This window comes from Metabacillus sp. SLBN-84, assembly GCF_053629595.1.
The window spans coordinates 3,058,135-3,071,899 of the sequence record NZ_JBRJIP010000001.1; the positions used below are offsets into that span (position 1 = coordinate 3,058,135).

At 30.7% G+C, this 13,765-nt stretch carries 5 protein-coding genes; all 5 read right to left on the reverse strand.

Annotated elements, in window-relative coordinates; all coding sequences use genetic code 11:
• Positions 1–46: 46 nt before the first annotated feature.
• From RKD52_RS15635 to RKD52_RS15655, 5 genes are read right to left on the reverse strand one after another with little or no spacing between them, the layout of a single operon-like run.
• Positions 47–4,315, reverse strand: a complete 4,269-nt coding sequence (locus RKD52_RS15635; RefSeq protein ID WP_454100419.1) for a hypothetical protein — start codon at positions 4,313–4,315, stop codon at positions 47–49.
• A 14-nt stretch (positions 4,316–4,329) separates the two neighbouring features.
• Positions 4,330–5,148, reverse strand: a complete 819-nt coding sequence (locus tag RKD52_RS15640; RefSeq protein ID WP_454100420.1) for a DUF4007 family protein — start codon at positions 5,146–5,148, stop codon at positions 4,330–4,332.
• Between the two features lie 2 nt (positions 5,149–5,150).
• Positions 5,151–10,385, reverse strand: coding sequence for an ATP-binding protein (locus tag RKD52_RS15645; protein WP_454100421.1), 5,235 nt, complete (start codon positions 10,383–10,385; stop codon positions 5,151–5,153).
• Positions 10,386–10,390: 5 nt separating this feature from the next.
• Complete coding sequence (locus RKD52_RS15650) at positions 10,391–11,938, reverse strand: hypothetical protein (RefSeq protein ID WP_454100422.1); 1,548 nt, start codon at positions 11,936–11,938, stop codon at positions 10,391–10,393.
• Positions 11,939–11,950: 12 nt separating this feature from the next.
• On the reverse strand, positions 11,951–13,705 hold the full coding sequence (locus tag RKD52_RS15655) for a hypothetical protein (RefSeq protein ID WP_454100423.1): 1,755 nt from the start codon (positions 13,703–13,705) through the stop codon (positions 11,951–11,953).
• Positions 13,706–13,765: the final 60 nt, after the last annotated feature.

The following is a 13,765-nucleotide window of genomic DNA, read 5'->3' on the forward strand; positions in this document are numbered from 1 at the left end:
AATAAGGCATCTAGAAAATTTTCTAGATGCGTTTACAAAACTCTAATCACACATTTAATTCCATTTTTTCTTCTAAGATACGATAACAAATTTTCTTTTGTTCTTCACTTAAGTTGTTAAACAAACTAATTACACCATCAATCGATAATTCATTTAATCTTTCCATAACCTTATCCCTCATCTTTATAGTCTTTTCAATTGGTTCATGTCCAAGGAAACTAGGTATATTTTTAGTATCATTGAGCCATGTTGTACACTTAGAAACATCCCATAATAATTCAAGATTAAATTCTGCCAAATGTTTATTAACCCATCTGTTTTCAAGGTGGTTGATATAATTTAGTCTACTTTCTTTAACAGAGTCGATTAAATGACTAAAATCAATATCAGACTCCATTTCTATCCATTTATTATTAAGAACTTCAATTTCATATACTAATTCTACTCGATTTTCTTTTACAGCATGTACTACATCTAAATCATTTAAAAAATTTTGAAGTTGATTAGCACTATTCTCTATACTAATTCTATCTTCTTCTTTTAGTTTTCTCTCTAATAATTCCTTTGATCTTTTTAATACTTCTTGACACATACTTATATCTGTTAAATCAAAGAAGGCATCGTATACATGTGTAATTTGCTCTGTCAATCGTTCATTATATTTAGTTAGCTGCTCTACTCGAGGCTCTAATTGATTTAAATAGCTATCTAAATAATTCCGATCAACATTGTGTCCTAAAATAAAGTCGATTAGATCTTGTCCTTCTTTTTTTAACTGTAGAAGTTTGTCGTATCCTAGAGTATCATTTGGTATGCTTTTTCTCATATATTCCAAAACTGTACCATTTATATTTTGGAGTTTTTGAACAACGGAAAGATCACCTAAAATTTTATCTAGTTTTGAATATGTTTTTCTCGCTTCGTCACTATAATTATATTTTATAAGGTATTTAATAATATCCTTAACCCATTTCTCAAACAAAGTCACTTGACCTATACTTTGGCATTTAAGTTTTAAAAGCCAGCCATTAAATTCTTTCTCTACAAACTGGTGTGACTTTTTATTTAGAGTTTCACATACTTCTAAATGATTCTTGTTATATACATATCGATTAGAATCCTCAATAGGGCCATGAATACTATCGCAAGCTTCAATTACTTCAAACACTTTCTTAATATCTTTATCACGTATTGCTTGATCGTACTTAGCACGGATAGCACCAATAGTTTTTGTAGTTTTCATGTAAAGGTTAGTGCCTATTTGAAGAACCATTTCTATATGTGCTACTTTATCTTCAAATTCTTCTGGTATATCTTCCTCTTTTTTTAACTGATTTAATTCTTCATTCAACACTGGGCACAAATCTACATCGTTATTTCGCTCTACTTTTGAATATAGAGACAAATATCTTGTAGATAACTCATCTACATTGACTTTATAAATTGTAGTTTCAAACAGTTTGTGAATTCTTACTTCTTTATCTAGAAAAATTTCCTTTCCCCATTCTTCTAAGCGTAATCTTTTGTCAAGTATATTAACCCTAGTTTCAATCTTTCTTTGTGCTAAATATACTGAAATTAGTAACGCTAGAGAATAATCGTTTAAACCATATGGAGGTTTCTGGTATTCTTCAAATACCTCACTCACACTAAGATTCCCTTTTACATCTAATTTTTCATCAAAACTATTAAATATATTTCTTACTTTAATGTTTGTTGGTGATATTAATTGATAATTATTATTTAATACACCCCAAGAACCTGCTTTGTCGTCAAATAAAACTTCTTCTATCCTATTCTTCATATCTGTTGTTTCTGAGTGAATAATCTGATAGTTAATACCTGCCAAAGTAAGTCGGGCAATTCTTGATAGTCCTTGTTTTGATTTAGTTATTGATTTATTTGCAAATCCTGTATACGGAAAAGGTATAAGATCTGGATACAACCTAGCAAATAAAGCTTCTAAGTATTTATTTAAACGTTCTGAAATTTTTATTATTCCATTCTCAGTAAAAACTAGACGTTTGCTAGCTAAATTATTAAACCTATCTCTTACAAGTATTTCATTTTTGGATACATAATCTGGAATAAATCTTGCATATCTTATTTTCTCTTCTTCATTAAATAGTTTAGAAACTTGATAGTCTAGTATTGTATTATAAAAAGCTTCTTCTTGATCATCTAAGATACAAAACAAGATTGGCATATTTGTAAAACTTAGCTTATTCAACATATCTTTTATTATTGTTAATTTTCCTTCTTCCGTATTCTTAGGAATATAAATCCAAATTAATTTTCCTTTAGGTTGTTCTGGCTTAGTACTTAGCTCCCAATCATTTTTCAATGATAATAGGAAGTCATTATTGATTTCATCTAAATGCATAAGGTGTTGTGTATACTTCCATTCATTCGAGACAACAAAATTACTTTGAGCAAAGGAGGTATCTATAGTATCTAATTTAAGTAATTCTTTAACTGTACTTTCAAATACTATATTTAGGTCTAAATCTATTTTAAATTTCTTTCGTTGGATTAATCGTTTAAAATCACTAATTCCAGTAGCATCTGCAACGAAATCGTAAACTTGAGCATTATCATCGAAACTTATCACACCAAAATCATTCTCTAATAAAGTTAAAGCATCCTCAACTTGCTGATAAGTCAAACCTGAAGCATAAAAAATTGCAGTCTTTACATCTTTTAATGATTTAGTTCTAAATCGTCCAATTCTTAGAATTAGGTTAGCTGCAAGTACTGATTTTTTTATCTCATCTAATTTGTCACCATATTTAATCAGAATCTGATTATATAAAATACAATACTCACTTTGTTTTCGCTCGTCTTGCTCGGCAACTAATAACTCTTTAAAAAAGTCTGACTCTATTATCGTTGTCGCCGGAATAAACGGTAGATCTCCAAACTCATGTATTTTAACATCCTTAAAATGTTCAATTTGTTTATCTAAAAACGTTAAAGATGATCTTTGTTGAAGCCAACTTGATAAATTAGATAGCATCCATGTTGTTAATGGATGTAGAGGGTAAATGCCTTCTAATATTACTTTTTTAAAATGGTTAAAATTATTCCAAACACTTGAATTTTGTGCAGAGGGTAACCATTTCAACATGTCATTATGAAAATCGTTCCATTTTGATAATTCAGTATCTTTATTTACTTTAGCTTCAATTAGATTTTTGAAGGCTTTCGTGTTCGTTCTTTCAATCAAATTGGCAAATATCGTTTCTAAATTGGAAGATAAATGTACTTTCTCACTTGCTTCATACCGTCCTACATACCGATTAATGTTGGACGAACGATCTACCCTAGTAAGATAGGACTTTAAATCTGATTGTATAAAACCAACAAATAATATTTTATCATCACTATCCTGAACAGCTTCATAGATCTGTTGCAAAGCAGAGTCACCTGCCCTAGTTGGATAGGAAGCAGCGAATTCAATGTAGCGGCCAAATTCATCAAAGATAACTAATACTTTGTTAAACTGATCTCTATCCCCACATAATGTTTCAGAAATTTTTAGTAATACATCACCGGCAGAGACACCCTCGTCCCATCGTATGTATGTTCCATTCACATGGTAATATACATTATTTATCACTTCAAAAACATTTGTATCCTGCAAAATATTTTCCAGCAAATAATCTCTTAAGTAAGATGTAGATATATGAGGTAGAATTTCGTTTGCATTCTTAATATACATATCTTCAAAATTCATAAATGTATTAATTACAAAGTTTTTCGCTATCTCATATGATTTTGTTAATGTCTGAAGGAATGAAGAGTCAACATTTTGTATGTCCAATGCTCTTTGAGTAGCATTTAAAATTTCATAGTTCAAATTAAAATCTTTCATACCATTTAGTACAAGAACAATATTAGGTTTACTAATTAGTTCACCTACTTCATTTCCTATTTTATTATCAACACTTTTTAGGTTTAAGAGAATTTTATTAGAGTTATATTCATGACTACCAAATAACGATGATAACGTAAGTGCAAGATGTGATTTTCCAGTACCATATGGAGCAATTGTTGTAATGAAATTAGAACCGTTTGTCTCTCCGTATAGTTTATTTGCAATAATTTTTGTGAAAGTAGCTGTATCTACTAGTTTATGACTCTTGTAAGTAATGTCTGATTCACTTACACCAAAATATTCTGGACCATGAAAAACGAAGCTTTTAGCAACTTCCATCTGTTTCTCTTTATTATAATACCAGTCAACTTGTACAGCACCGTTAAAGTAAAGTTCCTTCTTAAAGCGCAATATATCTTTAACTTTATGACCATCCATCTTTAGTCCTCCATTTATATCAACAAAGAATAGATTTGAGATATCAAATCCTTAGAATTAGCTTGTCTTACGGCAGATAAGGGATTTAACTGTCGATTTAATACAATTATTTTTTCATCTTGTAATAGATCAAGTACATTAAGGATTTCTTGGTCACTCCATAAATAAGGGTTGCCAAAGAATAATTTATCTTTAATATCATAAATTGTAATTTCTGTCCTATCACTTAAGTGTTTTTCCCAACTATTAAGTAACTGATAACCATACAAATATTTAAAGGAAGGTTCAATTTTATGAGGAACAAATGAATAATAATTACCTTCTTCATTAATCAAACCTAAAGTTGAAAAACTTCTACTGTTAAGATAACAAGAACGAAAAGGAGTGAGATTAACATCAATTTCAAATTTTTTATTCACTATAATTGGAAGGACTTCCTTTAAAAAAGATGAGCCAAGCTGTTGTACTACTTCATTAAATATAAAACTCCATAACTTAGCTTTTGAATCTTTCGAAGCTAAATTATAATGGCAAGCCCACATAGTAATAGGCTCACCGAGGTATGGATCTTCTGTCTTTATGAGTTCTCCCAAAAGAGTAGGAGTGAGCCTATAAGCTCCTCCTTTAATCTCAAAATCTAAAAGTCCCATTATTTCAGCATAGTTAATATGCGGAACCACTTTACCTGAACGTTCCCCGGTAGGAATTGTAGTTTTTTGTGATATTTCTTCTTTACTAAGATAAACACTACAAAGTTTAGTGAGTTGCACTAATTGAGCAATTGCTTCTCTTTCTGGAGAAAAAGTTTGATGGAAATTCATAGAATAACTCATTACTAATTCATCCTTTCAGAAAATGGCGATACGTCAACTATTCTTGGAGCCATTCTTTGCAAATTACCATCTGATTTCAGCGTAGGCCCCCACACAACACACTGACCTTTTCTCAATCCAGCTAGTTTTTTTGCCCATTCTTTTCGTTTATAGGAATCAGTATCTAAATAAGATGCAATATTATTGATTTCTTCCTCTGGTGGTGAAAAGTAAATTTTTTGACTAGCATTTTGTATTCTTTGTATTTCATCTTTAGATAATTGTCCCTGCATAAACTGGGTAGCATACCAGCCAGACCAACCAAATTTTCTACCCTCTGTTAGAATTTTTGCACTAGGAGATTTTTCACTATGATCTAAATTTTGTGCTTCATCTATTATGGCTGGGAACGGTCTAGATTTATCGCCATGTGACAATAGATAATTCCACAAATCCCAAAGAATAAACTCTGTAATAACAAGTTGAACATCCCTGTTAAAACCGGTTAACTGAACAATAAACACTTTTCCTTTTTTTTCAAGGTGTTTGTCCCAGTTATAGCTGGATTTAGTATCAAAAGGATTCCTATCAATAATTGACTGCAGTTTTGATAAAGTTGTTAAAGCATACGATGTACCTAACGCCTCTAATTCAGAACCCAAGTGTTGTAGGTCCATCTCATCTCCATATTTACGTAAACCTTCTTTGGTTGCTTGATACAATGAATTTGCTTGTTGCGAACCTATATCTTTATAAACAGCCATAAATACGCTCTTAATTCTATCTGCTACATCCTCATCGCTTTCGGGATAGTATTCATTCTCATCTAATTCTTTTAAAGTTCTTTTAAATGGGTTTATTGGAAATTTATTTTTAAATACCAAAAACTGTTCGATATTATCCTTAAGACTTTCATTAAATTCAGGTTCTAATTTCGTTTTTTTGAATCCATCTGTGTAATCAAAGACTATACTAGATATGCCATTGTTAGCTAATTCGAAAAGTAAACATTGAATGAAGTAAGTCTTACCCACTCCTGATTTCCCTGATATAAGAATGTGTCTGTTTTCTAACTGTTGATGACCGTACTCCCAGTATATATTTTGTTGATTTCTAGCATCTTTTCCTAACAAAACACGGACTTTTTCAAGTGGTATAGTCCCATAATTATTTTTCTTGTTTTCATCACTGAAATCTTCTTCATTTTCAGCGACCATACTTGCATCAGCTATTTTTGGAAATTCTTTTTCAATTTTTTTGTCATCAAACCTATTAACTTCCTTTGAATGTATAATATTTTCTTCTCTTGGCTTAAAAGCACGATCAATGATTTCAGAATCACTTTCAATTACATCTATAATCACTTGTTCATCTATTAGCTCATATTCATGTTCTTCAACCAGAGTTTCGAAATCATTGCGATTATTAGCAAAACTCAGTAGATTCTTGCCTATATCTTCATATTTAACATCTTCTGACATCTCTCGAGGCAACAAGTGCTTTTGTATATACAGCTGACCAAAAGACTCATGACTAATAGTTAAGCCTGCTTGTTCAATCAGTATTGATTCCTGACTAGATTCTTCTTGTTTTTGATCTAGCCAATAAGTGAGCAATTTTCCAGACCAGTTCACTTTGAATTTCCCATCTAATATGTTTATAAGACTTTTGTTAAAATCTATTTGATCTTTTTCAATATTAGAAACAAAATTTGGTGCAAATACTAGAGCACGGTACAATTGTGCAAACCAGTACCTCTTATTATATGATATTGATGATCCATTAAATATCTCTGAAAGATAACTAATACTATTTGTTATTTGTGTTAGGCCCTTTTCTACATGTACATTACTTTCTTTACCCATTTTACATTCAACAATAGTAGCATTTATTTCAATAAAATCAGGTTTTATTGAATTTTTTCTAATTTCCACCAATAAATAATCAGGTCTATTAGAAGCATCCAAAAACCAATGCATGTATGAATCCATTGGTATATAAGCTCTTAGAATTACTTCTTCATCATGCGAATTAATAGAAAGACTATTAAATGAAAGAATATAGGATAAGAAGCTATGAACTTCATAATCATAAGGGTTTAAAGCTTTTAAAATTTTTATACCGTCTAGATCCTTAGACTGTTCAATACAATTCTCAGAACAGGCATTAAGCTTATCTCGGTCCCATGAAGGGAACAAGTCTTTTAGTCTCTTAGTAAGACGATTCACTACATCTTCTCTGACTTTATTTGAAGCTGAAACTGTCATATTTAATTCTCCATATGGGCCTTCACCAGTTGAAAAACTAATTACTTTGTTTCTGTCAAAAAAACTTTTATCTAAAGCTGTATCTAAGGTAACTACCCACCTAGCTTTACTATGTATGATTTCTAATGTTTTTCTCATCTGCTCAGACATATAGAGTTCTTTTTCAACTCTATATACGCCTTCTTTACTGTCAGGATATTCAATCCAATGTGTTAATTGAGAATGCATAAAAGCTGCTTGAAATTGCCTTTGACTAATAGAAACTCTTCTTAAAGAATCATTATCAAAAACAGGTAGCGGATGGAACACCATTGGAAATCTCATTTCAGTTGGTGAAATATTCGCTTCGCCTGTATTTCGATATGCAATCTTACCAGCTGACATGACATTCTTCACAAAAATCATATCGTGATTGAGCAATACCTCTTCTATGACTAAATAATTACCGTTTTCAATATTAACATTTCTATAATATGTTTCTATCTTGACATTATCTTCTTCGTTAAAGAAATTATCTAGCCAATAGTTTACATATGTTCTTCCTTCCTGAAGGTGACTTGGTGAAATAATTTGCAGTTTTATATTTATTGGATGAGATATTTCTTTTAATTTCCCTATAAAAGCATGAACTCCCGAAACTACTGGTTGGAGATGTTCAAAATTCAAAAAACCTATTTTTATACAATCTGATTGTGCTGGAAACGTTTGAACATATTCGGTTAGCTTTCCTTCAATTAATCTAGACATAAAGGAATTTGTGAGCATTTCCTTTGTATTGAAATCTTCATCAAATACTATTTCTCCATCTAGAAGTGTAACAGTTTCTAATGCTGTTTCTTCTAATATCTCTCCATGAAGTCCATAATATCCAAACACTTCTTTAGTTAATCGACTACTTGAAATATCAGAAATAATATTATCTAACCCTGAAATAATTGTTGATTGTCTTGTTATATTTTCTATTACTTTTTCGAATTGCTTATTCAATGAATAATGATGCGTTTCATCTATAAGAGTTTTCAGACCTTTTCTATAAAATGCGTGTTGCTCAATCATTTTCTCTTGCATCGCTGGATGAAGTGGAGGCACAATAGCTCCTTTTAAATATTTTTCTCTTGTAGTATCTTTAGATTGCAATATTAAGAAAAGATTGCTGATAAGATGTACATACTTTTTTTCAGATGTTGTAATTGAAGATGAATTTTTTATCAATGACCGAATAATTTCAGTATACTTGTCCACAAATCTAAGTGCCGTATTCGATTTTCTAACATTTACAGTGTTATAAAAACCCTTATTTTTCAAATCAATTATAAATTCTAAGAATGTGTTGCTTAATTGGTAAAGTTTGGATGCTATTTGTCCTTCTTGAAGTTCTTTTGGGAGCAAATCAAAAACATTAATGTATTTTTGTTCAGCACCATTTAACTGATGAAAGAAAATATCAGCATCAACACTGCTTAAAAGATTCCCTAAGGAATCACTATAGAAAATAGGTAAAAACCTTAAAGAATTTTGAGATGAGTCAATTAATTCATCTAATAAATTTACATCAAATGTATTAAGCCAATATTCATTGGGATTGAATACCCATTTATACTCCAATTGCCTTTCAATTCCTTTAACTGCTACAGATATAATAATGTAAGAAAGAGTTTGAGTGCCTTTTGTAGGCTTAATAGATAAGTCATCTGCGTTAGATATTTCAAATGGGTCCTTATTATCTTTAAATGAAAGTTCTACTTCGTCTTCTAACTCCTCTTGTATGTACTCGATTAGGCCACCAGTTGCAAAACAAACCTTTGACCATGAGTTATATAGATCATATTGATTATCCTCAATGTAATTAGAAAGTACAGCTTCAATAATTGAAAATTGTAGATTTGGCTTATCTTCATTATCTGTAATTTTTTTTAACATTGATAAGCTATTAAATATTATCTTAGCAAGAGCCTCCATTGGAGATCCGTATACTTTTACAATTGTATCTTTTGATGTCTTGGGTGAATTTTCGGTCTTAAAGTTAATAATAGAATTTATAAACTTAAAGTCTAATTGAAAAAGTTTAGGTCTTAAAATTTCTAAGTTTTTCCCTTTAAAATAATCAATAAGTGCCTTCTCGAAATTATCAAAAGATCCAAACAGTTCCTTAGCGCGATTAACACTTTCAGTGTATTCTTCTAGTTTTTCATTATTATTTTTGAATTCTTCTATTTTCTTTAACAATTTATTGAATTTAGCTTTGGTTAAGCCATCTTTAAAATCAGCTCTAGTCTTAAACTTATTGGCTTTATCAATAAGATCAAATTTTTTCCCTTTACCTAAATTGGCCATAGTTTTACTGTCGAACCCATCTATACATGGAAGACCCCAATCATTTACAAAATCTCTTCCTATTGCACCCAGAACTTCGTCCCCGCCACTTATTTTTTCATCTTCTAATCTATCAATAATACAACTAAGCTTATATAAATCCTTAGGAACTACTCGAAACAAGTGTTCTATGAAGGCATTAACAGCTGTCTTTTCGTATTGGTTTTCAATATCAATTAGATTTATAAACAAGTTGGCATATTTTTTACCTATACGTCGTTCGATTATCTCTGGTGAGATTTTATAGAAATCAGCTAGTCCACCTTTATCTTGAACGCTTTCCGTTCCCATTAAGAATAAGATTCCTTTTTTTTCAGCAACAGTGTTTCTCCAAGTTGTCATTTGAGCATCTTGTTCTACCAATCCCTCCTGATCTAACTCCGTGAGGAAAGGAATTAACTCCTGATGTTTACGAAAAGCAAAATACTGTTCTTTAGATAACTTAGCATTAAAATTCAATCCATCTTTATAAGCGACTGCTTTTAAATATCTACATACCTGCAAGTAAATCTGAGGATGCACAAAGTTATCTAAGCGAAAAAGATACGCTTTACCTTTATCTGTGAAGTCGATATTTTCTTGTAATATGCTAATAATTTCACTAATGTATACTTTCACCTTGTTCACTCCTGAAATGGGTTTTCTACAATAGAAGTAGAGTCAGACAAATCCCTTAAAAAACCACAGTCTTTAAGCATTGCTTGGAACTTTACTGAATTCAAATCAAACATTGTTAAATCCAGGTGTTTATTCTCTAACCAATGATTTTTTGCTTCATTAGGGCCAATAATAATCTTAAAGTGGTCATAGCACTTTGTTAAAAAAGTTGTATACAGCATTCTTTCTCCTGGGGGGACTAAAGCTAAAACTAATACTTTCACAATATGCTCGTTAATATTAAAGCGCATATTTCCACCTTTTGGTGGTACAATTAATCCGAGTTGTTTTCCTAATTTTCTTATGAGTCTGTTGGTATCTTTTGAAGCTTCCTCATACATACCTTCTTCATCCCTCTTAGTCTTATTTTTCTCTTTATAATCTTCTATACTTGCTTGATGAACAGCACGGAATACATTCTCTTCTAATTTTTCATAAGATGAAACTGCCATCTTTCGGATTTGATTTCCTGGATCGTTTATGACATCAATTAACCACTCGCAATTATCCTTACCATCTAATAATAATTGTGCTTGAAGACACATCATTCGCATTACTTGTAAAGCAATAAGAGATGATACCATCTCAATTTTCTCTAGTATATTAACAGATGATGCAAGTAGGTTTTTTAATTCTTGTACTGTATTTGCTGACCTCTTTCTATAATTATCTGGAATCCACTCTATTGTTTTTGTTACATAATCAATCTTTTCCAAAGATTTTCCTTCTTCTAACTCGAGATCTGCATGTTTCTCATTTCTCCAAGTATTCTGTATAAATTGAGCTATAGTACTTAATTGCGGTACATTGCTAATTAATTGATATAAAAGAAATTCTAATTCTTCCTTTATATCTGGTTGTTCCTCTATACCTTGTAGGACGTGAAGATAATATACTTCTCCTCCTCTTGCCATAAACGCTCTATAGTTAAAATCAAACTTTCCGTCTACATCTCTTGACCAAGCATCTTTTTGCAAAGCCTGTCTTTCTTTTTTACTACCAATAGCTTCACAAAAAATAAGTTCTGGAGCCACTGGTAGAAGAGATTGCGCAAACCAAGATCGCTTACCAACTATAGCGTTAAATCCATATAGCAGATCCTGAATTATATTCAACACAAATTCATTGTTGAGATTATTATCATCTATTTGAATCTTATCTTTTAATAGAACTCTATGTTCTTCTAATGCATCTATATCAACTAAGAATCGTTTTTCTAGTTCACTGCGATTTAAAAATGTAAAACGTTTTAACCCCATCCTTGGGGAAGGATAGTAAACCATTTGCTTGTTATTCGTATTCATCAAAAATTTAAATGCATGGTCAGCTTCGACAAAACCTTTCCCTTTTGTGCTTTTAGGTGAAGAAAAAATAACCAAAAACTCTAGTAAATATTCATACAGGGTTTGATCTTTATATAGCCTTTGCCCATAAGTTTGAATTTGGATATTTTCTCCTTTCACATTTTTATCAAAATTCGGAAAAATATGATCCTTATACATTGTTAATGACATTTATACAGCTCCTTAATCAACAAATATTTGGGATTCATCTATTTGTAACTTTGTTAATTTTGGTCCTTTTAAAGTATGAATTAAGAGCCTAATTATTTCTTCCTCATCTCGATATTTATAGTCAGAAAATAATTGAGACTTCATACTATCAATACCATGACTCAGGGAAGGGTTAATTTTTGTGGAGACAGCTCCTTTAGCAATACGATCAAAGTAATCTAATAACATTAATGGGATTTTATGTTTTTTGTTACTTGAGAAATTAATAAAAAACTCATAGTGATCTTCATCACTATCAAATGCTGATTTTCTTAATTGTTGAGAGACAGAAATGTCATTTTCATTTAGCTCTCCCAACAATAACTGAACATTTTGCATACCAGTACCTTGCCTTTGCAATGGTAAATAAATTTTTTCTTTATCTTTTACTGGATGAGTACCAACTAGAATGTAATGCAAAGCTTTATAAATTGTAGTTTTCATGTATCTGCTCTCTTTTATAGTCCATTTTCTATTGCGATAAGTAACATATTTGCTAAATATAGGAGAAAATAGTTCATCAAGTAACTCATTTTGAGAATCTCTATCATATTGACCAAATAATATATTCATTCTACGTATTGCTTTTCTTAATAAATAAGGTTCTTCAGTTTGCATATAATCAGCGGGTTTAAGTTTAAATTTGTGTAATTTCCGGTTCCAAATCTCTGAAGTAATCGCTTTCGAAATAGGAGTTAAATGAGAGAAATCATTTTTCACAAAATAATCATAGTCATATTTCGTTTCTTTACTATCTAAATCCAATTGTTGAAGTTCATTTATTCCACGAATTTGTTTAGCTTCCTCATTTATATTTGAGCCATTATATCCAAAAAATAAATTACTAAAATGATATTTAAACTTTAAATCAACTCCAAATTGCGATGTAATAGAGTTGCATCTTTGATTCCCAGTCATAGAATAAGATAGTTGTGCTAGTATTTGTCGAATTGTTAGTCTTCGATCTGATTCAAATAACCAACGATAATAACTAGTAATAAAATAAACTATATTTTCCTTATTTTCTTTTACAGATATGTAATTATTGTAAATAGGACAGGAATCTTTTTTTAAACAGGATTGACAATTTGACCACATATCGTCTGAAGTTATTCGATCTATCAGTTTAGGAACTAGCACTACATTATCAATACGAGCCATATTAATCAGTAATATGTCGGAATCTCCTACACTAGCTTCTATACCTTGATTCTCATCCATTAACTTTAACAAGGTCATTTCTGCTTCGTCTACTGTAATACTTTTAACAAGGTCTTCCTTAATTAAGTGCTTAAATGTACCAATCAATGGACCAGTGTTAGAAACTACAATTGACGATATCCCTTTTTCCTTACCAAGAAGAGCTCTCTTCAAAAGGGAGATTTGTTCAATTTCTGCTAACTCACTCATATCCTTAATATAAAATAGTTCTCGTCCAAGATCTTCTGAATATCTCTGGTCATACTTTTTAAGACCCTCGTTATCATCAAATAGATTAAAAGTTTTCAAAATTTGATAAACCAAACTAGTTTTCCCATCTCCAGCGTGTCCCGTTAGAATTATACAAGTGGGTTTATTTTGTAATTCTCGAACAAGATAATTACCTATATTTCGATCAATGTGAAATTTCTTGTAAAACTTATTAGAAACTTGTGCTTCTGCCAAAGAATTTTCATTAGAACTATTAGCGTTATTTAATGAATTTAAATAATTAACAAAACCATTCATTATAAGTTATCCACCTTTTCAAAAAAGTGATTTATATTAAAAACAGCTAAAATATAACAT

Excerpts from the sequence above, each read along its gene's own strand:
- RKD52_RS15635 (WP_454100419.1), bottom strand. The coding sequence starts at position 4,315 with ATGGATGGTCATAAAGTTAAAGATATATTGCGCTTTAAGAAGGAACTT.
- RKD52_RS15640 (WP_454100420.1), bottom strand. The coding sequence starts at position 5,148 with ATGAGTTATTCTATGAATTTCCATCAAACTTTTTCTCCAGAAAGAGAA.
- RKD52_RS15650 (WP_454100422.1), bottom strand. The coding sequence starts at position 11,938 with ATGTCATTAACAATGTATAAGGATCATATTTTTCCGAATTTTGATAAA.
- RKD52_RS15655 (WP_454100423.1), bottom strand. The coding sequence starts at position 13,705 with ATGAATGGTTTTGTTAATTATTTAAATTCATTAAATAACGCTAATAGT.